The organism is Rhodococcus sp. G-MC3 (assembly GCF_030063335.1).
Taxonomy (GTDB): Bacteria; Actinomycetota; Actinomycetes; order Mycobacteriales; family Mycobacteriaceae; genus Rhodococcoides.
The window spans coordinates 63,968-86,586 of sequence record NZ_JASISW010000005.1 but is presented as its reverse complement, the minus strand read 5'-3'; the positions used below and the strand labels follow the sequence as shown (position 1 = coordinate 86,586).

At 63.7% G+C, this 22,619-nt stretch carries 21 protein-coding genes and 1 other RNA gene; 10 read left to right on the top strand and 12 right to left on the bottom strand.

Annotation, left to right across the window (positions count from 1 at the left end; translation table 11 throughout):
* Positions 1–29 precede the first annotated feature (29 nt).
* The 3 genes from QMK17_RS06695 to QMK17_RS06685 all read right to left on the bottom strand — a co-directional run bounded on the left by QMK17_RS06695 (position 30) and on the right by QMK17_RS06685 (position 6,264).
* Positions 30–3,074 (bottom strand): bifunctional [glutamine synthetase] adenylyltransferase/[glutamine synthetase]-adenylyl-L-tyrosine phosphorylase, encoded by a 3,045-nt coding sequence (locus QMK17_RS06695; protein WP_283507703.1) that lies wholly within the window; start codon positions 3,072–3,074, stop codon positions 30–32.
* Between the two features lie 150 nt (positions 3,075–3,224).
* Positions 3,225–4,565 (bottom strand): type I glutamate--ammonia ligase, encoded by a 1,341-nt coding sequence (glnA, locus tag QMK17_RS06690; protein WP_283507701.1) that lies wholly within the window; start codon positions 4,563–4,565, stop codon positions 3,225–3,227.
* Positions 4,566–4,665: 100 nt separating this feature from the next.
* Positions 4,666–6,264, bottom strand: a complete 1,599-nt coding sequence (locus tag QMK17_RS06685) for an alpha/beta hydrolase (RefSeq protein WP_442972709.1) — start codon at positions 6,262–6,264, stop codon at positions 4,666–4,668.
* Positions 6,265–6,351: 87 nt separating this feature from the next.
* On the opposite strand from QMK17_RS06685, the gene QMK17_RS06680 reads away from it, so the two are divergent.
* The 4 genes from QMK17_RS06680 to pip all read left to right on the top strand — a co-directional run bounded on the left by QMK17_RS06680 (position 6,352) and on the right by pip (position 10,499).
* The gene (locus tag QMK17_RS06680; RefSeq protein ID WP_283507699.1) at positions 6,352–8,079 is read left to right on the top strand and encodes an NAD+ synthase; all 1,728 of its coding nucleotides are present in this window, start codon (positions 6,352–6,354) and stop codon (positions 8,077–8,079) included.
* A gap of 118 nt (positions 8,080–8,197) precedes the next feature.
* The gene (gene panB, locus QMK17_RS06675; protein WP_283507991.1) at positions 8,198–9,043 is read left to right on the top strand and encodes a 3-methyl-2-oxobutanoate hydroxymethyltransferase; all 846 of its coding nucleotides are present in this window, start codon (positions 8,198–8,200) and stop codon (positions 9,041–9,043) included.
* A 31-nt stretch (positions 9,044–9,074) separates the two neighbouring features.
* On the top strand, positions 9,075–9,515 hold the full coding sequence (locus QMK17_RS06670; protein WP_283507697.1) for a hypothetical protein: 441 nt from the start codon (positions 9,075–9,077) through the stop codon (positions 9,513–9,515).
* A gap of 3 nt (positions 9,516–9,518) precedes the next feature.
* Positions 9,519–10,499 (top strand): prolyl aminopeptidase, encoded by a 981-nt coding sequence (gene pip / locus QMK17_RS06665; protein ID WP_283507695.1) that lies wholly within the window; start codon positions 9,519–9,521, stop codon positions 10,497–10,499.
* On the opposite strand, the gene QMK17_RS06660 is transcribed toward pip, so the two are convergent.
* The 3 genes from QMK17_RS06660 to rnpB form a co-directional block, all read right to left on the bottom strand.
* Positions 10,454–11,893, bottom strand: a complete 1,440-nt coding sequence (locus QMK17_RS06660; RefSeq protein WP_283507693.1) for an RNB domain-containing ribonuclease — start codon at positions 11,891–11,893, stop codon at positions 10,454–10,456. The genes pip and QMK17_RS06660 overlap by 46 nt on opposite strands.
* Positions 11,894–11,895: 2 nt before the next feature.
* Positions 11,896–12,081, bottom strand: a complete 186-nt coding sequence (locus QMK17_RS06655; protein ID WP_283507691.1) for a hypothetical protein — start codon at positions 12,079–12,081, stop codon at positions 11,896–11,898.
* A gap of 47 nt (positions 12,082–12,128) precedes the next feature.
* Positions 12,129–12,571: RNase P RNA component class A (rnpB, locus tag QMK17_RS06650), an RNA gene on the bottom strand.
* A 52-nt stretch (positions 12,572–12,623) separates the two neighbouring features.
* Here rnpB and QMK17_RS06645 point away from each other — a divergent pair.
* Complete coding sequence (locus QMK17_RS06645; RefSeq protein ID WP_283507689.1) at positions 12,624–13,145, top strand: DUF1697 domain-containing protein; 522 nt, start codon at positions 12,624–12,626, stop codon at positions 13,143–13,145.
* On the top strand, positions 13,142–14,374 hold the full coding sequence (locus tag QMK17_RS06640; protein WP_283507687.1) for an ArsB/NhaD family transporter: 1,233 nt from the start codon (positions 13,142–13,144) through the stop codon (positions 14,372–14,374). The genes QMK17_RS06645 and QMK17_RS06640 overlap by 4 nt, the downstream gene beginning before the upstream one ends.
* Here QMK17_RS06640 and QMK17_RS06635 read toward each other — a convergent pair.
* The 4 genes from QMK17_RS06635 to cobC form a co-directional block, all read right to left on the bottom strand.
* Complete coding sequence (locus QMK17_RS06635; protein WP_283507685.1) at positions 14,363–15,499, bottom strand: bifunctional RNase H/acid phosphatase; 1,137 nt, start codon at positions 15,497–15,499, stop codon at positions 14,363–14,365. The two genes, QMK17_RS06640 and QMK17_RS06635, sit on opposite strands and share 12 nt — an antisense overlap.
* Positions 15,496–16,233, bottom strand: a complete 738-nt coding sequence (locus QMK17_RS06630) for a zinc ribbon domain-containing protein (RefSeq protein WP_283507684.1) — start codon at positions 16,231–16,233, stop codon at positions 15,496–15,498. The genes QMK17_RS06635 and QMK17_RS06630 overlap by 4 nt, the downstream gene beginning before the upstream one ends.
* A 106-nt stretch (positions 16,234–16,339) precedes the next feature.
* Positions 16,340–17,485, bottom strand: coding sequence for a Nif3-like dinuclear metal center hexameric protein (locus tag QMK17_RS06625; RefSeq protein WP_283507683.1), 1,146 nt, complete (start codon positions 17,483–17,485; stop codon positions 16,340–16,342).
* Positions 17,482–18,588, bottom strand: a complete 1,107-nt coding sequence (cobC, locus tag QMK17_RS06620; RefSeq protein ID WP_283507990.1) for an Rv2231c family pyridoxal phosphate-dependent protein CobC — start codon at positions 18,586–18,588, stop codon at positions 17,482–17,484. The genes QMK17_RS06625 and cobC overlap by 4 nt, the downstream gene beginning before the upstream one ends.
* Before the next feature lie 9 nt (positions 18,589–18,597).
* On the opposite strand from cobC, the gene QMK17_RS06615 reads away from it, so the two are divergent.
* Genes QMK17_RS06615 through QMK17_RS06605 form a run of 3 tightly spaced genes read left to right on the top strand, consistent with a single transcriptional unit; the run spans position 18,598 to position 20,742 of the window.
* Positions 18,598–19,293, top strand: coding sequence for an HAD-IA family hydrolase (locus QMK17_RS06615; protein ID WP_283507681.1), 696 nt, complete (start codon positions 18,598–18,600; stop codon positions 19,291–19,293).
* Positions 19,280–19,750, top strand: a complete 471-nt coding sequence (locus tag QMK17_RS06610) for a low molecular weight protein-tyrosine-phosphatase (protein ID WP_283507678.1) — start codon at positions 19,280–19,282, stop codon at positions 19,748–19,750. Before QMK17_RS06615 ends, QMK17_RS06610 begins: the two co-directional genes overlap by 14 nt.
* A 47-nt stretch (positions 19,751–19,797) precedes the next feature.
* The gene (locus QMK17_RS06605) at positions 19,798–20,742 is read left to right on the top strand and encodes an SURF1 family cytochrome oxidase biogenesis protein (protein WP_283507677.1); all 945 of its coding nucleotides are present in this window, start codon (positions 19,798–19,800) and stop codon (positions 20,740–20,742) included.
* Here QMK17_RS06605 and QMK17_RS06600 read toward each other — a convergent pair.
* Positions 20,683–21,666 carry a cobalamin biosynthesis protein gene (locus QMK17_RS06600; RefSeq protein WP_283507676.1) on the bottom strand — a complete coding sequence of 328 codons (984 nt, stop codon included), beginning with the start codon at positions 21,664–21,666 and terminating at the stop codon, positions 20,683–20,685. The two genes, QMK17_RS06605 and QMK17_RS06600, sit on opposite strands and share 60 nt — an antisense overlap.
* Before the next feature lie 62 nt (positions 21,667–21,728).
* Entirely contained in the window at positions 21,729–21,854 is a 126-nt protein-coding gene (locus QMK17_RS06595; protein ID WP_283507675.1) for a hypothetical protein, read from the bottom strand.
* Positions 21,855–22,002: 148 nt separating this feature from the next.
* Between QMK17_RS06595 and QMK17_RS06590 the strand changes: the two genes are divergently transcribed.
* Positions 22,003–22,551, top strand: coding sequence for a permease (locus tag QMK17_RS06590; protein ID WP_283507673.1), 549 nt, complete (start codon positions 22,003–22,005; stop codon positions 22,549–22,551).
* Positions 22,552–22,619 lie beyond the last annotated feature (68 nt).

Genomic DNA, 22,619 nt, shown 5'->3' with positions numbered 1-22,619 from the left:
GACCGGTGGGAGGGCGGGCCCTCGGAGCGTCAAGCTCCGAAGGTCCGCTCCACCACTGCTTTTGCCCGACGCGTCACCCGTAGGTAATTGTCGAGGAACTCCGCCGCGTCGGCGTTCTCCCAACCCGCAACTTTGGCCACCGCGGACAGGACCGCACCGGGACGAGGCAGCTGATCCGTCGGCTTACCTCGCACCAGCACCAGTGCATTGCGAGCCTTGGTGGCGAGAATCCATGCCTCACGCAACAACTCGACGTCGGTCTCGCTCATCAACTCCGCGGCCCCGATCGCGTCGAGACTTTGCAACGTGGACGTGTTGTGCAGGGAGATGACCTCATGGGCATGACGCAGCTGTATCAGTTGCACCGTCCACTCTATGTCGGCCAATCCACCGCGACCGAGTTTCGTGTGCGTCGCCGGATCGGCACCCTTCGGTAGCCGTTCCGAGTCGATTCGCGCCTTGATACGTCGAATTTCGCGGACGGCTTCTGGCGAAACGCCACCCTCGGGGTAGCGAACCTTATCGGCCATCAACAGGAATCGAATGCCCAGATCCTGATCGCCTGCAACCTGGTGGGCGCGCAGCAGTGCTTGCACCTCCCACGCCTGCGCCCACTGTGCGTAGTAAGCGTCGTACGACGCAAGTGTGCGGACTACGGGACCGTTACGCCCCTCGGGGCGAAGTCCGGTGTCCACTTCCAACGGCGGATCGGTACTGGGCGCCCCGAGCAGCTTTCTGATCCGGTCCGCAATTCCGTTGGCCCATTTGACCGCAACGCTGTCTTCCACGCCCGCTACCGGGTCGCAGACGAAAAGCACGTCTGCATCGCTGCCGTATCCGAGCTCTCCACCGCCGAGGCGGCCCATCCCGATCACTGCGAGGGTGGCTGGTGCCGCGTCGCCCCGCTCGGCGACGCTGGCCCTGATTGCTGCTGCCAGCGCAGCATTGATGACTGCTGCCCACACCGACGACAACGCTGCGCAGACCTGCGGCACGTCGAGCATTCCGAGGATGTCGGCGGAGGCCACGCGTGCGAGTTCGTGACGGCGCAGTGCGCGTGCGGCGTTGATCGCTCGCACCGGATCGTCGTAACGACCGGAGGACGACAGGATCGCGCGATACGTCTCCTCGGGCTCGACGTCGAGAAGTCGGGGACCGGTGGGCCCATCGACGAACAGGCGGATCACCTCGGGCGCCTTGATCAACAGATCGGGAACGTACGCCGACGACCCCAGCACGATCATCAGCCGCTGTGCGACCGCGCCTTCGTCGCGCAGAATCCTCAGGAACCAGGTCTGATCGACAGTCGCTTCGCACAGGCGACGGTAATTGAGCAGGCCGGCGTCGGGATCCGGTGTGTCCGCCAGCCATTCGAGGAGTGTCGGCAGAAGCACCGCTTGAATCTGCCCACGGCGAGCGCCGCCACCGACGAGGGCGCGCAGGTGCCCCAGAGCATTCGTCGGTGTCGCGAACCCGAGTGCTGCGAGCTGACGGCCGGCCGCATCCGGTGTCAACCGGACTGTGTCGGAATCAAATCGGACAACCGAGTCGAGCAACGGGCGGTAGAACAATTTCGCATGGAGGCGTCGAATACGCTGCGCGTTGCGTTTGATCTCCCCGTTCAGCACACCGAGCGCGTCACGATTTCCGTCCGGACGCATGTGCGCCGCCCTGGCGAGCCATCGCAGCGCTTCTTCGTCCTCCGGAGGAGGCAGAGTATGTGTGCGCTTCATGCGCTGAAGCTGCAGGCGATGCTCGATGAGACGCAGAAACTCGTACGAGGCAGTCAGATTCGCCGCATCATCGCGTCCGATGTAGCCACCGTCGGTGAGCGCGGCCAAGGCGTCGACGGTACCGAGGACGCGCAAAGACTCGTCGGTTCGACCATGCACCAACTGCAGTAGTTGGACGGCGAATTCGACGTCACGCAGGCTGCCGCGACCGAGTTTGATCTCGCGCTCGCGGAGCTCGGAAGGAACCATCTCCTCCACTCGCCGACGCATCGCACGCACCTCGGGAACGAAGTCCTCGCGTTGCGAGGCTAGCCACACCATCGGGTTGAGCGCGGCAACGTAACTGTGGCCGAGTTCCAGATCTCCGGTCATTGGACGCGCTTTGAGCAGGGCCTGGAACTCCCAGGTCTTGGCCCAACGCTTGTAATAGGCGATGTGCGAATCGAGAGTGCGAACCAGTTCGCCGCGCTTGCCCTCAGGACGCAGAGCTGCATCCACCTCGAAGAACGCCGAAGAACCGACCCTCATCATCTCGCCTGCAATGCGGCTGGCGACGGAGTCGGCCGGCTCGGCGACGAACACCACGTCGACGTCCGAGACGTAGTTCAGCTCTCGCGCTCCACACTTGCCCATCGCAATCACCGCGAGTCGAGTGGGGCACGGCCGGTCGGGGCACGCAGTCGCGACGGCTACTGCAAGCGCTGCCGTGAGAGCGGCGTCGGCCATGTCGGAAAGCTGGGTGCCGACGAGTTGGTACGGGAGCACCGGCAGGTTCTCCACGGTGGCAGCCAGATCTGCAGCGGCAAGGACCATGACCTGGTCACGATAGATTTTACGCAGCGCAACAACAGCTTCCGGACCGGTGATTCCGGCTCGGTAGAGACCGGGAGCTGCGTTGTCGCCTGTTTCCGGAACGGCCTGAACCGCGTCGAGCAGCTGCGCAGTGAGCTGTCCTTTGCTCGGTAGCTCCACCCGCGCGTTCGCACCACTCGACTTGCCTTCGGGTGTAGCGAGCAGTCGCCAGGCGTCGGGATCGGACACCAGGTGGTCGGCGAGCGCACTCGAAGCACCGCTGAGGCCGAACAGACGTCCGCGCAGCCCCTTGTCGGTACGCAGCGCGGCGTCGAGTTCGGCATAGCCGTCAGCGAGAGTGTCACTCAGCCTGACCACAGTCCGGAGGGCTAGATCGGCATTTGCGGCGCGAGAAAGCGACCACAGCAGCTCGAGACTCTCCTCGCCGGTCCAGCCGAGCTTCTGCAGATCAGCTGGAGCCGTCGACTCGACCAGGCCCAGCCGGCCTGCTCCTGGAACGACCGAACGTGACGTGGGTGGACGCACCATCAGCGAACACCTCGACTCTGGCGTGACACAGATTCACCTCATAGCAGGCGGGGATTACCTTGTACCGAACGAAGTGGAATCTTACGCACCTCGGCGCATTGTTCTTACAACCCGAGTGCTACACGCCTGCGTTCGAACCGATCCGGGTTTTCACAAGCCCAGGTAGGCCTTCAGTTCGTACGGAGTCACGTGGCTCCGGTACTCCTCCCATTCCTGGCGCTTGTTGCGCAGGAAGAATTCGAAGACGTGCTCACCGAGAGCTTCGGCAACAAGCTCGGAGTTCTCCATCGCGTTCAGAGCTTGGTCGAGGTTGCCCGGCAGTTCCTTGTAACCCATTGCGCGACGTTCGGCCGACGTGAGTGCCCACACGTCCTCTTCCGCCTCCGGCGGCAACGTGTAACCCTTTTCGATTCCGCGTAGACCCGCGGCGAGGAGTACGGCGAATGCGAGATACGGGTTGCATGCAGAATCAGGGCTTCGGATCTCGACGCGGCGCGAGGATGCCTTGTTCGGGGTGTACATAGGCACTCGGATGAGCGCCGAGCGGTTGGCTGGCCCCCAGGACGCAGCTGTCGGGGCTTCGCCGCCGCGAACCAATCGCTTGTAGGAGTTGACCCACTGGTTGGTGACTGCGCTGATCTCGTTGGCATGTTCGAGGATGCCCGCGATGAACGACTTCCCGGTCTCCGAAAGCTGCATCGGATCATCAGGATTATGGAAGGCATTGGTATCGCCTTCGAAGAGGCTCATGTGCGTGTGCATCGCCGAGCCGGCTTGATCGCTGAACGGCTTGGGCATGAACGTCGCGCGCACACCCTCTTCGATCGCGACCTCCTTCACGACATAGCGGAAGGTCATGATGTTGTCGGCCATGGACAGCGCGTCGGCGTAGCGCAGATCTATCTCCTGCTGACCGGGCGCGGCCTCGTGGTGACTGAACTCGACCGAGATACCCATCGATTCGAGCGCGTCGATGGCGTGTCGCCTGAAGTTCGGCGCAGAGTCGTGCACTGCCTGGTCGAAGTAGCCGCCATTGTCTGCCGGCGTGGGGGCCGAGCCGTCCTCGGGGCTGTCCTTGAGGAGGAAGAACTCGATCTCGGGGTGCACGTAGCAGCTGAAGCCCAAATCTGCGGCCTTGCTCAGCTGACGCCTCAGCACGTGCCGCGAGTCGGCCCAGGACGGCGAGCCGTCGGGCATCGCTATGTCGCAGAACATGCGAGCCGAGTGCTGATGGCCCTTGCTGGTGGACCACGGCAAGATCTGGAACGTCGCGGGGTCCGGTTTGGCCACGGTGTCGGCCTCGGACACACGAGCGAAGCCTTCGATCGCGCTGCCGTCGAAGCCAATGCCTTCGTCGAAGGCGCCCTCGAGCTCGGCGGGCGCAATGGCCACCGACTTCAGGTATCCCAGAACATCGGTGAACCACAGGCGGACGAAGCGAATGTCACGCTCCTCTAGTGTCCGGAGCACGAATTCCTTTTGACGATCCATGTCCGCGAGAGTAAGCAAACCGCGTTAAATCTGTGTTACATCGTGAATTCGGTCTCACTTCGGCCACCTCTCACCAGCGGTTGAGCGCCAGTGAGGCTTTTCAACAAACCAAATCGTTATCTAGCGGCGCCAAGTTAACCAGATAGTCCACGAGCGGATCGTCCACGCACTGCTCCCCCGAGAACGAGACGGTGTGCTGGTTCCCGTCGAACGTGAGCAGGTTCCCGTCCAACTGCTTTGCCAGTTCGACGCCTGCCTGGTACGGCGTCGCAGGATCGTTCGTCGTGGAGACAACGACGAGTTTCGGAAGTCCCGTCGCCCACACCACGTGAGGTTCCCCGGTGTTGGGGACCGGCCAGAAGGCGCACAGGTCGAGCGGCGCATTGCCGGTACCTCTGCCGTCGTCGAGGAACGGCGCCGCCGCGCGGTAGCGCCGATCGACCTCTGCCGCTTCGGCGCGGTCGGTTGTCGGTGGATCGTCGACGCACCGGATCGCATTGAAGGCATCGTCGAGGTTGGAGTACGAACCGTCCTCCAGACGGCCCGAGTACGTATCGGCGAGCCGCAACAGGGTGTCCCCTTGCCCTTCGCCCAGCTCGGTGAGCCCACCGCGCAGCAGCCGCCACAGCGTCTGTGAATACAGCGCCTGCTGCACACCGGTGATCGCGTCGTCGTAGCTCAGACCCCGCGGATCGGTCGTCGGGACGGGCGCTGCGATCAATGGATCGACGAGTGCACGAAATCGTTGATTCGCCGCGGCCGTATCGGTCCCGAGAGGACAAGTCTCGGACCGTGCGCAATCGGCCGCGAACGCATCGAATGCACCTTGGAAAGCGGCGCCCTGCTCGACTGCCTCGTCCACGGGCGTCTGCTCCGGATCGAGCGCTCCGTCGAGGACCATCGCTCGGACGTTGCCGGGAAACGTTTCGGCGTAAGTGGAACCCAGGCGGGTGCCGTACGAGTAGCCGACATACGTGAGCTTCTCGTCGCCGAGGACCGATCTGATGACGTCCATGTCGCGCACCACCTCGCGGGTTCCCACGTGCTCGAGAACATCAGGACCGGTGCGATCGGCGCATTTCGAGGCGTAATCCTGCTGCTCGGCCTCGGTCTTGGCGATGCCTTCCGGAGAAGCGTCGACGTCGGGTTCCTGCCGCTCCTCGTCGGTCTCCTCGGTGGTCGAGCAGCGAACGGCAGGTGTCGACGCACCGACCCCCCTCGGGTCGAAACCGATCCGGTCGAAGTTCTCCGCGACCGCGGTGCCGTCCGCCTGGGTTGCCATGTAGAGGCCGGAAGAACCCGGGCCACCCGGGTTGAACAGGATGGACCCGATCTTGTCTCCCGACGCCTCGGTTCGCGAGATGGCGATCCGCGCCGTCTCGCTGCCGGGGTTGTCGTAGTCGAGCGGGACGCTGACGTGGGCGCAGGAGACTGAACTGGGAAGCGGCGAATCGTCGGTGATGTAGGAGTCGCAAGGTTCCCACGCCAATTGCTGGGTGTAGAACGTCGCCAGTTCGTTGGGAACTACTCCTGCACCAGGCGCGAATGCTGGACTCGTCGTCGACTCCGGCTCCGGAGTCCCGCCGATCGTCTCGTTCTGCCCGCAGCCCGCCACGATCACCAAGGCGACTGCTCCGAGCACTGCAGCACCGGATCTGACCGTCGCGCCTACCTTCGAGGCCTTCACGTGCACGTCCATCTCATTGCTGCGATCGTGCCAGATCCCGATCACGGCAGGGGCGCGCACAGGAAGCGAACGCCCCGACACCCCACTAGTCTTCCTCTCGTGCAGGCTCTGAGAATTGCCCTTGCCCAGACCAACCCGACCGTCGGCGACCTGGTTGGAAACTCGGAACTGATAGTCGAGTGGACATCGCGGGCCGCGCAGGACGGTGCGCAGGTCGTGGTATTTCCAGAGATGGCATCGACCGGCTACCCGGTGGAAGACCTGGCACTTCGGCCATCGTTCGCTCTCGCGTCGCACAGCGCTCTCGATGCACTGGCGGACGCGTTGGAACGCGCGGGTTGCGGCGACGTCTTGACTGTCGTTGGATTCCTCGAGCGAGACCATGCCGGATCCCGCAACAGCGCCGCAGTCCTCTTCCGTGGCGCAGTAGTCGCCCGCTACGACAAACATGCACTGCCGACCTACCGGGTGTTCGACGAACTTCGCTATTTCGCACCGGGTCGACACTTGAGCATCACGAAGGTCAACGGCTTTCGCCTCGGCATCGTCATCTGCGAGGACATCTGGCAACCCGGCGGGCCGGTTCCCGCGTACGCCGCAGCAGGCGTCGACGCACTGCTCTGCCTCAACGCCAGTCCGTACGAGCGCGGCAAGAGCGCCATACGCCGCTCTGTTGTCGAGCGCCGAGCGGCTGAGGCCGGTGTCCCGATCGTGTACACCAACCTCGTCGGAGGACAGGACGAGCTGGTCTTCGACGGCGGAAGCATGGTGATCGCGGCCGACGGCACCATGATGGGCCGATCCCCCGAGTTCACCGAACATCTGCTGTCCGTCGACATGCCGCCGCTGGACAGTCCGGCGCCGGATCGAGACTCGGTCGACGGATGGAGTCTCACCCGAGTCACGGTGCCCGATCTGCTCGTTCGAGGATGGGACCGCACTCCGGCATCGGTCGCGGAGCCTCTGCCGGAAGAGGAGCAGGTGTGGGGCGCACTCGTCACAGGCTTGCGCGACTACGTCCACAAGAACGGATTCACCTCGGTCGTGCTCGGACTGTCCGGCGGAATCGACTCGGCAGCGGTTGCGGCCATCGCGGTCGACGCACTGGGAAGCGATGCGGTTCATGGGGTGTCGATGCCCTCGCAGTATTCCTCCGACCATTCCCGCAGCGACGCAGACGAATTTGCGCGCCGAACGGGGATCCATTTCAGAACCGAACCGATCGAGGGCATGGTCTCGGCCTTCGTCGAGCAACTAGGCCTGACCGGCCTGGCCGAGGAGAACATCCAGGCACGCTGTCGCGGAATGACATTGATGGCGCTGTCGAACACCGCAGGACATCTCGTACTGGCAACAGGAAACAAATCCGAACTAGCCGTTGGCTACTCGACAATTTACGGCGACGCCGTCGGCGGCTTCGCGCCGATCAAGGACGTCCCGAAGTCGTTGGTGTGGGAACTCGCCAGGTGGCGAAACAAGGCCGCTGCCGAACGCGGGGAGGTTCCGCCGATCCCCGAGGACAGTATCGACAAACCGCCGTCCGCCGAATTACGTCCGGGACAACTCGACGCCGACTCACTTCCGGACTACGACGAACTGGACGCCATTCTGTTTCGCTACGTCGACTGCGATCAAGGGCTGCAGGACATCGTCGCGGCAGGATTCGACCGAGACACGGCCGTGGACATTCTCCGCAAGGTCGACCTGTCCGAATACAAACGCAGGCAGTACCCGATCGGTACCAAAGTCACGTCCCGCGCGTTCGGCCGAGACAGGCGGATGCCGATCACCAATCGCTGGCGCGAGATCGGCAACGCCCAGGTGTGACGAATTGCACGCTCCCGTCCACGTCGGCAGCGGGGCTGTCGGTGGCACACTGGGTGCCGTCATCAACCCCATCCCGGGGACCCGCAATGCGGGCCTCGAGGAACCGAAAGGGACAAAGATGTCCAACGATTCCGTGTACGGCTCTACAGAAGCACCTGTATCCGGTTTGACCCGCAAGACCCGCACACATCATCTTCTGCAGATGAAGGCCGAGGGCGATCGCTGGGCGATGCTCACCGCCTACGACTATTCGAGTGCCCGCATCTTCGAGGAAGCAGGGATTCCGGTCCTGCTCGTCGGCGACTCTGCCGCCAACGTCGTCTACGGCTACGACACGACCGTGCAGGTCACCATCGACGAGCTTCTGCCCCTGGTGCGCGGCGTTGTTCGCGGCGCACCCAACGCACTCGTCGTCGCCGATCTACCGTTCGGAAGCTACGAATCCTCGCCGCAGCAGGCACTCGCGACGGCCGTCCGCTTCATGAAGGAAGGCCTCGCCAACGCAGTCAAGCTCGAAGGTGGCGAGCGCGTGGCAGATCAGATTGCTGCGATTTCGGCGGCAGGTATCCCCGTCATGGCGCACATCGGGTTCACCCCTCAAAGTGTGAACGGTCTCGGCGGCTTCCGCGTTCAGGGCCGCGGTGACAGCTCCGAGCAGTTGGTCGCCGACGCCATCGCAGTCCAGGAGGCGGGCGCCTTCGCCGTGGTCATGGAGATGGTTCCCGCCGACGTCGCAGGTCAGGTCACGCGAAAGCTCACCATCCCGACCGTGGGTATCGGCGCAGGCAGCGAGACCGACGGCCAGGTGCTCGTCTGGCAGGACATGGCCGGTTACACCAACGGCAAGACCGCCAAGTTCGTCAAGAAGTTCGGCAACGTCGGCGACGAACTCCGATCCGCTGCCGCAAGCTATTTGTCCGAGGTGCGCAGTGGCGTTTTCCCCGGACCCGAGCACAGCTACTGACACATCTGGAGAAGATGGCACACTCTGTGCCATGAACCCAGGGCGCAGCAGGTATCGCACGGTAGCCGTCTCCTTCGTGGGGGCGGCTGCCGTCGTCTCGGTCATCGGCGGATGTAGCCCCGACTCGACCACGACCGGGTCGTCGGCCACTCTGACCACGACCACCACCATTCCCAAGTCCACCGCGCCTGCCGGTGCAGGTGAAATCACCGATCAGCAGAGCCAGCAACTGTGCAGCGATCTCGGTGAGCAACTGCAGGAGTGGCGAATCCAGGGCCCCACGCTCGGTCGTGGCGGTCTCAATATCGTCGTTCAGACGTGGGCTGCGCAGAGCGGCGTCATCAATCTTCAGGTCGTTCAGAACCGCGGGATCGTCGATGACATCACAATCGCGAACTGCCCCGAGGTTCGACAGGAAGCGATGACGTCACTCGACATCCCCGACCTGGCGTCCGGATTGGTCGGGTTCTGAGCCGTGACCGACGAGAACACACGCGAACTCTATCCGCCGATCGAACCGTACGACGTCGGCCATCTCGACGTCGGTGACGGCCAACGGATCTACTGGGAAACAAGCGGAAATCCAGAAAGCACACCGGTGGTGTTCGTGCACGGTGGTCCAGGCGGCGGTACCGGCCCTGCCCAGCGGCGCTACTTCGACCCGGAGAAGTACCGCATCGTGTTGTTCGATCAGCGTGGATGTGGGCGATCGACGCCGCACATCGCGGACGGAGGTGACCTGGCGGTCAACACCACCGACCGACTCGTCGACGACATCGAAAAGCTTCGCGAACACCTGGGCGTCGAGCAATGGCTCGTGTTCGGTGGTTCGTGGGGATCGACCCTGTCGTTGGCCTATGCCCAGGCCCACCGGGAACGCGTTCTCGGCTTGATCCTGCGTGGCATCTTTCTACTGCGGCGAAGCGAGATCGACTGGTACTACAACGGCGGCGCCGGCCACATCTTCCCCGAACAGTGGGAGAACTTCCTGGCCCCGGTACCCGAGGATCAACGCGGTGGCGATCTTGTTCAGGCCTACCACCAGCTACTGACCTCGAACGATCGATCGATCGCCACCGAGGCCGCGATCGCATGGTCCTCGTGGGAAGCGGCGACGAGTTACCTTCTTCCGCGGCCGGATCAGATCGCAGAGAACGAAGACCCTCGATTCGCGCTTGCCTTCGCAGGCATCGAGAACCACTACTTCTCCAACGATGGTTTTTTGCGTGAAAACCAGTTGCTCGACGACGCCCACCTCCTCGACGGCATCCCCGGCGTCATCGTCCAGGGCCGTTACGACGTCGTGTGCCCTGCAGCGAGCGCGTGGGCGCTGCACAAGGCCTGGCCCGCTGCCGAATTGAAGATCGTGGACGATGCCGGGCACTCCGCTGCCGAGCCCGGCATCATCCATCACCTGATCGAGGCGACCGATCGCTTTGCCTCGGGTACGTCGTAGGCGAACTCCACTCGCCGGGAGTTGGTGTCGGCCACGGTCAAAGTCACCGACACCTTCTCCCCCTCGGGCGGCTCACCGGTGCACCTACCAATGACGATCGGCGCCTCGAGGAAGACCTCAGCGGCGCGTTTGGCTTCCGCGCCGCGCAGGACCAAGGCGGTGAACTGTTCACCGATGCGGCTTTCCAACACCGCGGCTTCGGTCAGGTCGATGCATGCGCGGTCTACCTTCGAGGCGGCACTGTCCGAACCCCGCATGAGAGCAGGAAGGTCCGGCAATGCGTTTCGTGCCCATTTCGGAATGTCGACGCCCGCCACGATTGCAAGGCATACCTCCGTCGCGAAACGGTCCGACAACCTGCGCAGCGGCGCCGTCACGTGTGCGTACGGAGCTGCGATCCCCGAATGCTCGACAAGGTCGGGCAGCTTTCCGTCGAACGCTGCGTAGTCCGCTCCGCGGAGCAGACCGGTTGCCTGGGTCATCATCGCCAGCGTCACCGGAGCGTCGGTTGGTAGCCCAGCAAGAACGGCTCCGGCGGATGCACCGTCGGGCCACTCGATATCGAGCATCTGTGCCGTCTTCTTCAGTGTCGCGAGCGCCTCGTTCGACGCCGGTGGCAGAGTGCGAAGTAGCCCGACACCCGCGTCGATCATGATGCGGGCGGCACACATACCGGTCAGCAGCGATACCTCGGCGTTCCAGGAGTCGACATCGGTTCTGGCCTGCAGTTCGATTCGCCAGGAATCGCCGACGGCAACAACCTCCTGTTCGGGCAGGGTGATATCGATCGCTCCCCTCCGCACGGCCGATTGCGCACGCAGCGAACCGAACTCACCGAGCGACGCAATGGACGGATGCGGAGTGCCCGCGTCGAAATCGGCCTGCACCGTCGCGTAGTCGAGACGTGCCACGGAGCGCACCATTGCTCTCGACACCGTCCAAGCGACGGGTTCACCCGAATCGTCCAGCTCGATTCGCCAGAGCGCGGCGGGTCGGGTCTCGTTCGGCAGCAGCGACGCCGAACCCTCCGACAGAACCCGCGGATGCAACGGGACCGAACCGTCGGGAAGGTAGAACGTCTGTCCACGTTCCCTCGTCTCGGTGTCGAGCGCGCTCCCCGGCTCGACTATCGCCCCGACGTCGGCAATTGCGTACCGAACCACGTAGCCCGTCGGTAGCTTCTCGATATGGACTGCCTGATCGAGATCCATCGAACCAGGCGGGTCGATCGTCACGAATGGAATGTCGGTGTGGTCCGTGCGCCCGGACGCGCATCGATCCGAGTTCGACGTCGCCTCCGCGAGTGCCTCCACGGAGAACTCCTCACGGAGGTGGAACTCCGAGCGGATGGTCTTGAAATCGAAAGGAGTGGCAGACAGTCGTGTCCACGCCACCGTCACTTGTTCCAGTCGTCGTCGGCCTTGTCAGCTGCCTTGTTGCGCTCGGCTGCGATCTCGATCGCTCGTTCGGCAGACTGCCGATCGGGGTAAGGACCCATCCGGTCGAGGGCTCCGGATTCCTTCCCCTGCGAGACGGTCTTGGTGCGGGTGTCGTAGTACCAGGCGTTGTCTTCGTTGCTCATGGTTCCAGTCTGCCCGAAGTCCGCCCCCGAACTGAAGGTTCTCGGTGCGAACGAGTCGGCATGTAAGCCGGATCCTGTGAACCACTCCCACCGAAGTGAGAGCAGCACGACGACCATCCATCTGGGCACACCGTCACCGGGTACCTCGAGCAGTCCACCCGCAGGCTCGGGCGAGCAGCCCTCGAACACCTGCGCAGTCGCACTCCTTACGGAGTTCGACCTTCGACCTTGCTCCGGGCGGGGTTTACCTAGCCATCCCAGTCACCTGGGATGCTGGTGCGCTCTTACCGCACCGTTTCACCCTGACCCACGCGCGCGTTCCCGAAGGAGCACGTGCGTGGGCGGTCTATTTTCTGTGGCACTGTCCCGCGAGTCACCTCGGGTTGCCGTTAGCAACCGCCCTGCTCTGTGGAGTCCGGACTTTCCTCGGCCCGAAGCTTGGCGGAATCGCTCCCCCAGTTCTTCGAGCCGCAGCCGTCCAGCCGACTCGTTCGCGGAACGGAACTCTACCCCTGTCCCTGCCCCGAACTACAGTTCACCTCATGGATCATGTCGTGCTGCTGCGCGGAATCAATGTCGGCGGCATCAACATCAAGATGGCAGACCTACGCGCTGCACTGGTCGCTGCCGGGTTCGAGAACGTGAAAACCGTGCTCGCCACCGGCAACGTCTCACTGAGTTCTCCCCAGTCCGGCAGCACGTTGAAGAAGTCGATCGAGAGCACTCTGTCGAAGGCTTTCGGGTACGAAGCCTGGGTGATAGTGCTCGACGAACCAGCTCTGCGAGCGATCGTGGACGGGTACCCCTACGACCCCGAGCGAGAGGGGTGGCATCCATACGTGATCTTCGGCAACAACGCGGACCACCTTGCCGAACTTGCCGACATCGCTGGCAGTCTCGACCCAGCCCTTGAGCAATTGTCTGCCGGCCACGGCGTCCTCTACTGGGAGGTGGTCAAAGGGAACACCACCGACAGCGCCGTCGGGAAGCTCACCGCCAAAGCCAAATACAAGCCCACCACCACAACCAGAAACCTGCGAACGCTCGTCAAGATGCTGGCGTGACTCTGGTGGCCGCGGCGCTCGTGGCCGCTGTTCTGATATTTGCCATCGTTCGCCCTCGCGGTCTTCCCGAAATCGTTGCCGCGCTTCCCGCAGCGGGGTTGGCATTGGTACTCGGCCTCGTCACGATCGCCGACGCCTGGGAGCAGGTACTCGAACTGCTTCCGACGGTGGTGTTCCTCGCGTTCATTCTCATCTTGGCGCATCTGGCCGGCGCTCTCGGCGTATTCGAGTGGATCGCCTCGGTGATGAGCCGTACAGCGAAGGGAAATCCGCACCGACTGTTGACGTCGGTCTTCGTCGCGGCTGCTATCACCACTGCAGTACTGAGCCTCGATGCGACGGTGGTACTTCTCACACCTGCTGTGATCGGCGCAGCTCGGTCGCTCCGGATGTCGGCCCGTCCGCACAGTTACGCGAGCGCACATCTTTCCAATTCGGCGTCGACACTGCTACCGGTGTCCAATCTGACGAATCTGCTGGCGTTCACCGCCACAGGATTGACGTTCGTCCATTTCGCCGCCCTGATGGCTCTTCCGTGGCTGGTGACGATTCTGATCGAGTTCGCAGTGTTCTGGTTCTTCTTCCGGAAGGATCTGCGGGATACCGAGGAGGTGCCGGCGCCGGAACCGGTCGGGGCGCCGACTGTCGCACTGTCGGTCCTGGGAGCGACACTCCTCGGGTTCGCGGTGGCAGGGTTCTTCCACGTCGAACCGTTCTGGGTTGCCGCTGTGGGTTCGATCGCTCTGGCGGTCCCGGCGCTGAAGGACGGCTACACAGTTCCTACGCGGCTGTTGCGAGCTGCCGATCTGAAATTCTGCGGCTTCGTTCTGCTGCTGGGCGTCGTCGTCGAAGGTGTCACTTCGGGTCCGATCGGCGAGTGGCTCAGCGGAATCCTTCCCACCACCCCGTCGTTCCTCGGCCTGCTCGCGACGGCGGCAATCGCGGCTGTCGCAGCGAACGTCGTCAACAACCTGCCTGCCACGTTGATGCTGCTCGCTGCATTCGGCCCGTCCGCACCCCTCGGGCTACTGCTCGCGATGGTCATCGGCGTCAACCTCGGCCCCAACCTCACCTACGTCGGGTCGCTCGCGATCATGCTGTGGCGGCGTGTGGGCGCCGACAACGAGGAACCGGCGGCGTTGGGCACGTTCACCGTTCTCGGTGTGATCACGACTCCGCTGACGATCGTCGGAGCAGTTGCAGCCCTGTGGGTTTCGCTACGTCTCTAGATACGAGGTGTTGTTGACCGATCGAACCGAGGCTCCGCCGTCGGGATAGAACTCGGCAATGCTCAGCGACGCCAAGTCCAGGTGAAGGCGATACAGCAGCGATGGTCCGACGCCGAGTGCGAGCTGGAGGAGCATCTTGATCGGCGTCACGTGCGAGACGACAACGACCGTCGACCCCGAATACGAGGCAACAAGCTTGTCGCGCGCAGCAGCAACGCGCCCGAGGACAGCGTCAAAGCTTTCACCGCCGGGTGCCGCGACCGAGGGGTCGCCGATCCACTTCCGATGGATATCCGGGTACCGCTCGGATGCCTCCCTGAAGGTCAGGCCCTCCCAGTCACCGAAGTCGGTTTCGGTCAGCTCGTCCAGCGTGGCGACGTCGAGCCCGACCTTCTGCGCGAGCATGTTCGCGGTCTGTTGCGCGCGCCCCAGCGGTGAGGCGACGATCGCCGCGATATCGTCGCGTTTCGACAGATACGCGGCCGCTGCGGCGGCCTGGCCCTCACCCAGTCCCGTTAGGGCCGGGTTTCCTCGACCGGAGTAACGGCGCTCGACCGACAGTGGTGTCTGACCGTGTCGAAGCAGAAGCAACCGAGTTGGCTCACCGACAGCACCTGTCCAGCCAGGGGCCGCGGGCTTCTCGGCCACGATCCTCTTGGGCGGGGCAAGGTCCTTGGGTGGGGCAAGGTCCTTGGGTGGGGCAAGAACCTCGCCGTTGGCGGCCGCATCCATCGCCTCGTTGGCGAGCCGATCTGCGTGAGAATTCTGGTCTCGAGGAATCCATTGGAACGTCACTCGGTCGAATCCGCGTACCAAGGTTGCGGCTTCCCGGTTGAGCGGAATCATGTCCGGATGCTTGACCTTCCAACGCCCGGCCATCTGCTCGACGACAAGTTTCGAGTCCATCCGAACCTCGACTTCGCGTGCGCCTACTTCACCGGCAGCGGTGAGGGCCGCGATCAACCCGCGGTACTCGGCGACGTTGTTCGTTGCGACTCCAAGCGCCAGTCGCCGTTCGGCGAGCACTTCGGAGCGATCCGCGGAGAATACGACGGCGCCGTACCCCGCGGGGCCGGGATTGCCCCGCGATCCGCCGTCGGCCTCGACGACGACCTTCTCGGTCAAACCCCGGACTCCTTCGTGCGCACGAGGATGGCGTTGCATTCGGAGCAGCGAACAAGTTGGTCGGCAGGCGAGGCTGCAATGCGGGAGATCTCGCCCCGGTCGAGCTCGATCCGGCAGGCGCCGCAGCGTCGTGCCTGCAGCAGAGCCGCGCCGCGGCCCGACAGAGCCCGTTGCTTCTCGTACATTGCGAGCAGATCCTCCGGGAAGGTTCCTGCGAGTTCGGATCGACGACCCGCTGCTCGCTTCTCCGCAGTATCGACGTCGGCGACAGCGTCGTCGCGGCGTCGACCGGCGTCGATCAACTCCTCGTCGATCTGGGTCAGCTGCGCGCCGGCGTGGTTGTAGTCGGTCTCGGAGGCCTCGCGGCGTTCCATTACCTCCAGCAACTCCTCCTCGAGGATGCCCTGACGACGCTCCAGGCTACCGAGCTCGTGTTGGAGCTCCGACATCTGCTTTGCTGCGACCGTTCCGCTCTCGAGGAGCTTCTTGTCCCGATCCTCGCGTTGCCGGACGGCGTCGACTTCGCCTTCGAGTTTCTTGATGTCTCGGTCGAGGTCGTCCATTGCGATCTGGACGGTGACCGCAGCGTCCTTACGGGAGATCCGCTCGGCGTCGAGCTTTTCGACCTCAGCCTGCTCGGGCAGGTTTTTGCGACGGTGCGCTATCTGCGTCAGCTCGGTGTCCACTGCGGCCAGTTCTAGAAGTGAGGCCTGCACTCGGGGATCGACATTCACGCGTGATGACTCCTGCGACTATGGAAGTTGATTCGGTCAAGCCTACCGGCTCGACCAGGTCCCGGTGACCGAGTCGAACCTGGCGCGAGTGGCCCGCGCAATCAATCTACGACTCCAGCGAGCCGACGGTCCAAGGGTCGGTGCGAAGCGCGCTCACGCGGCTCTTCCATCCGGGGGTATGTGCAAATCGGGAATCCAGAATTCCCCGAGCCTGCTCGCACCACGGCCACTCCGACGCCCAGTGCGCGACGTCGATGACAGCGGGTCCCCCGGCACGGAGGTGTTCGTCGACGGGGTGGTGACGCAGATCGGATGTCACGAACACGTCGGCCCCCAGTCCTTCGACGGCGCCGAGGAACGAGTCCCCGGCGCCGCCGCACACTGCGACCGTCGAGACGATCCGGTCCGGATCGCCTGCCGCACGCACTCCCCAGACCGTCTCCGGCAGTGCGCGCTGAACCCGAGCGGCGAAGGAACGAAGCGTCGTGGGCTCTGCGAGGCTTCCGACACGTCCGAGTCCGGTGGAGGTCGGCAGTCGAGCCTCTTCGAACACATCGAAGGCCGGCTCCTCGTAGGGGTGGATTCGGTCGAGTGCGCCCAGTATCTGCGGTCGAAGCGAGCTCGGCGCAACCACCTCGATGCGGTCTTCGGCGACCTGCTCCAGCCTGTCGATCTCACCGAGCGCTGGTTCGGCTCCCGACACCGGTCGAAATTGACCCTGTCCTGAGACAGTCCAACTGCACTCTCGGTAGTTCCCGATCGCGCCTGCGCCCGCAACGAACAGTGCCTCCCGGACGGAGGCAGTATGCGTCGCCGGAACCAGCACAACCCATTTGTCCACGCGCGGTGAATCGATTGGCTCGATCGGACGGGTGTCACTGACCCCCAAAAGCGCTGCGAGAGCGTCGGACACTCCGGGGTTCGCGCTGTCGGCATTGGTGTGCGCTGTGAACAACGCGCAACCGCCCTTGACGAGCCGATGGATCAGGGCACCTTTCGGGGTGTTCGCAGCAACGGTGTCGACACCTCTGAGCAGCAGCGGATGATGGACCACCAGTAGATCCGCACCCCATTCGAGCGCCTCGTCGACCACATCGGCGGTGGCATCGACGGCGTACATCACTGCGGCGACGGTGTCAGCCGGATCACCGCTCACCAGTCCGACCGAATCCCAGCTCTCGGCAAGCCGCGGCGGATAAGCCACGTCGAGTGCTGCCGTCGCGTCGGCGAGTGTCACGGTGTTTTCGGTCATGAAGTTCTCCTCGATCCCCTGTGTGATTCGAGCGCACGAGTCAATGCTGTCAGCAGTACATCGACCTGTTCAGGTCCGCGAACCGCCACCCGAATGTGCCCCGGTGGCAGCCCGGGGAAGGTGTCACAGCGCCGAACCGCAATGCCGTCGGCTCGCAGTTGCCGGCGAACCGTATCGGCCGACGGGATCTTCACCAGAAGGAACGGAGCACGGGCCGGAGTATGAACGTCGATACCGGCCTCCCGGAGGCGCGTGATCATCGCGTCCCTGTCTACGGCGATGGATGCCGCAGCGTTACGGGAAATCTCCACGGCCGCGGGCTCGCTGCACGCCGTGATCGCTTCGATCTGCAGTGTTCCCACCGGCCAGTGCGCGCGGCCGTGGGTCAAACGCGCCAGAACGTCCGGGTCACCGAGCGCATAGCCGCAGCGTAGACCTGCCAACGCCCATGTCTTGGTGAGGCTGCGTAGCACGAGAACGTCGTCGAAGCGGTCGCCTGCGACTGAATGTTCTTCGGCCGGGACGGCGTCCATGAACGCCTCGTCGACAACCAGAATCCTCCCTGGCCTGCGTAGCGCGAGTATGTCCGCGCGGTCGTGGAGAACCGACGTGGGGTTGGTCGGGTTTCCGATCACCACCATGTCCGCGGCTTCGGGCACACGGGACGGATCGAGCAGGTAGGGCGCGGAGAGCATCACCTGATGAACTGCGACGTCAGCTTCCCGCAGCGCCAGTTCCGGCTCGGTGAACGACGGGTTGATCACTGCGGCGAGTGCCGGCCGAAGCCGCGGTAGCATCGCGAATCCTTCGGCTCCGCCGGACAACAGTAGGACCTCTTCCGGGTCGCGGCCATGTCTGCGCGCGATTGTCTCGCGCGCGAGACGATCTGCCGCCGTGGTCGGGTATGCGCCGAGGTCGGTGAGTTTCGCCGCCAGCCGCTTCTGGAGCCAGCGCGGCGGCGATGAACCCTGCACATTCACGGCGAAATCGATCAACCCGTCTCCGGTTTCGGCGTCACCGTGGTGGCGGAGAAGTGACAGCGCGTCCAATTTCTTGCCGTTCCTTTCGTCACCGATGAGCGTAGCGGTGTGCTCGAAAGATATGGTTTTGTCATGACAAACCTCGACGCACCGCAGTCACAGCGCGCCCAGGTAGTGCTGTTCGACCTCGATGGGACGCTCACAGATTCTGCACCGGGAATCCTTGCAGGCTTCCGCCATGCGCTGGCGAGCGTCGGCGCGCCCGAACCATCGGACGAGCAACTCGCACTGGTGATCGGTCCGCCGTTGATCGACACGTTGCATTCGATGGGGTTGTCCGACGATGTCGCTGCCACCGCACTTCAGGCATATTTCGACCGTTACGACGCCACGGGCTGGGCCGAGAACACCGTGTTCGACGGCATCGAACCTGTACTGGAGGCGCTGAAGGCACGCGGGATCAGACTCGGTGTTGCGACGTCCAAGTCGGAACGTTTTGCCCATCGGATACTCGACCACTTCGGCCTGTCGGACTACTTCGAGTTCATCGGAGGAGCCAGCAACGACGGCGTCCTTCGCGCGAAACCCGATGTCATCGCACATTCACTGCGAAATCTCGGCTTGATTCCACAGGAGATCGCCGACGGCGGCACCACCGGCGTACTCATGGTCGGTGACCGTGATCACGACGTGCACGGCGCAGCCCGGTTCGGTATTCCCGCCGTGTACGTGGACTGGGGATACGGCGTCGACGGCGAGAACGACGCCGCCGCGTTCACCGTGACCACCATGGACGAACTTGCGAAGGTGCTCGATGACAACACCTGATCTGCACATCACCTTCGTCTGCACCGGAAACATCTGCCGCTCCCCGATGGCCGAGAAGGTGTTCGCTTCCTATGTGCTCGAAGCCGGACTCGACTCCTCGGTTCGGATCTCCAGTGCGGGGATCGACGGGTGGCACGAGGGCGAGGGCGCGGATCCTCGCACCGTCGCAGAGCTGGAGGCGCACAGCTACGACAGCGAGCACGAAGCCGCACACGTCGGCGCCGATCACCTTTCTGCAGATCTCCTCGTCGCTCTCGACACGGGGCATGCTCGCCAGCTCCTACAACTGGGTGCGCCCGCCGAGCGGATCGCATTGCTGAGGTCCTTCGACGACGAGGCCGACGGCGAATCGGTTGCCGACCCCTATTACTCGTCCGACGATGCGTTCACCGAGGTGCGCGAACAGATCGAGGCAGCGATGCCAGGTCTGGTGCGTTGGGCCGAAGAACGCCTCTGACTACACGGCGTCGTAGATCACTTTCGCAGAGCCGCTACCGTAGAGCGGTGCGAAGGCTCAGATTCCTGCTGCGTCCAGGTTGGTTGGCGTTGGCCGCTGTCGTCGTAATGTTCGCGTTCCTGTGCTTTTGGGTGCTCGCACCCTGGCAGCTCGGGAAGAACACATCGAATTCGCATCGAAACGACTTGATCACCGAGTCGGTCGACTCCGATCCAGTGGCCGTCGGCGAGGCTCTGTCCTCGACAGGTTTCGCTCCTGATGACGAGTGGCGCCGAGTCGTCGCGGAAGGCCGCTACCTACCGGAGAAGGAAGTCCTCGTTCGGCTCAGGAGCATCAAGGAAGCTCCTGCGTATGAGGTCGTCACACCGTTTCAGCTCGACGACGGCCCGATCGTGCTGGTCAACCGTGGATACGTCACACCGATCCAGGGAACTCAGCCGCCACCAATCGAGCTGGCACCATCGGGCGAGGTGACCCTCAACGCTCGGCTCCGCCAATCGGAGGGAACATCCCGCGAGCCCATTCAGGAAGCCGACCATCTACAGGTCTACAACATCAATCCGCAACAGATCGGCGCAGCGGTAGGCATCGACGCGGTCGATGGTTATCTTCAGCTCGACGACGATCAACCGGGTGGTCTCGGTGTGATCGATCTGCCACAGACCGATTCGGGTCCTTACCTGTCCTACGGCCTGCAGTGGCTCGCGTTCGGGATCATGGCGCCGCTCGGTCTCGCCTACTTCGTTCGCGCAGAGTGGCGCGAACGACGAAAGTCGATGCAACGGGATATCGCGGACTCCGCAGGCCCGGCTTCGGTACCCGAAGATACCGCTCCGGAGAGTGCCAGCGTGCCCGCGGACGCGACTGCAGTCGAACCGCAGGAATTCACTCTGCCTACGCGCAGGGAGCTCAGAGCGAAGGCCAAAACGGTGTCAGCGCCGCGAACGGCGAACGCCGCGAGGTTGGCCGACCGCTACGGCAAGGACCGCTGACACCACCGTCGCCGCGACCTGAACTGCGCTCGACAACGTCGCCGCCCTGTCCAGATCCGCCGGAGTGGGCGATCTGCCGACACCGAGCGTTGGCCGTATCTCGACTCCGTGGGCATATTCGGTGCGTCCGCCAAGACTGACACCGAGGGCTCCGGCAGCGGCCGCTTCCGCCACACCTGCATTGGGACTCGGATGACGTGACGCGTCGTTGTGCCACGCTCGCAGCGAATCTCGTGGGTTCCCGCCGACAGTAGGTGCAAGCGCTGCGGTCAATACGCCGGTCAAGCGCGCAGGGATTACATTGACGACGTCGTCCAGGCGAGCGGCGAACCAGCCGAAACGCTCGTACCTCGCCGACCGATAACCGATCATCGCGTCGAGCGTATTGATCGCGCGGTATCCGAGAACGCCGGGCGCCCCGGCGACCGCGCCCCAGAACACAACGCCCACAGTCGCATCCGACGTGTTCTCCGCTACCGACTCGAGAGATGCACGACAGAGCCCGTCGGCGTCGAGCACCTGGGGATCACGGCCACACAGTGAAGGTAGGAGCGCCCGCGCAGCATCGAGCTCGCGATTGCGAAGGTGCGTCGCCATTCTCGCCCCGGTTCGCGAGAGCGAGGTGCCTCCGAGCGCCGCCCACACCGACGCCGCGACGATGACAGTTTCACCTATCGGCCCGGCGCGATGAGCAAGGCGGGTCGCGCCGACACCGCCGACCACAGTTCCGCCGACGAGCAGGCTGGTGTGCAGCACGCCTGCAACTTTCGACTCCCGGTACAGACGCCGCTCCAACGCACGTGCCGCGAGACCGAAGCCTGCCACGGGATGGAACCGTTGCGGATCCCCGAACGCGCGGTCGAGCACAAGTCCCATCACGAGACCGGCAGCCCGGTAGTGCGGCCGCGTCCTGCGGAAAGTCATACCCAGACCGTAGCGAAGCGCCGCGGCCGACAGGCATTCACCTCACACCGACCGCGCGCAGATCAGGCCCAGCGCGCGCGGTACACGCCTGTCACCTGACGGTTGTTGAACTCCAGATCGCGACCCGAATTGAGCATCGCTGCTGCGATACCGAAAAAGCCGACCGTTGCCATCAAGAACATTGCCATTGTGAATCCCCCAGGATTGCCGTTGACCCTTACCTTCGGGCGGTGATGATCTTGATTGTTACCGACGAGTACTCGGATGAAAATGCAGATGAGGGGGCCGTCACATGTGTCAGCTGTCACCAGGCAGCGCCCGGCTAGAATCGACCACATGACCATCGACGGCACGACCTCCGTACCTGCGAACACAGGCAGGCCGGGATGGGTGAACAGAGCAATACTGATCGCGGTAGGCGCAGTGGCCCTGATCATTGCCTACTTCGTTCTCGCCGCATTTTTGCCGAGATGGTGGAGCATCCGTGTCGGCAATTTCTCTGATCAGGCGTTCAGCAAGGGCATCTTCTTGGGCCTGGTTCTCGGAATTGCGTGCACCTTGGTTCCGTTGCTGCTTTTCTTCGCCGCGTGGTCGGTGCGCCGCAAACGTGGAGGAAAGGTCTCAGCCATCATCGCGCTCGTCATCGCTGTCGTCGTCGCGATACCGAACCTGCTGACCCTGACGATCGTGCTCGGTAGCAACAACGCAGCACACGCGGGCGAACGCACCCTCGACACCGAGGCGCCAGGCTTCCGCGGCGCAACTGCTCTGGGCGCCGTCATCGCTGTAGTGATCTTCGCATTGCTGGTCTTCTTGATCGTCCGGGCACGCCGTAGCCGCACCCAGAAGCGCCTTGCCGGATCAGCCGACGCGCCGGCCGTCTGAACCTTTATGGGGCTGGATCGAAGTGTGCCGACGGAGTATTCAGGTGCCAACCTGTACAGGTGCGCATC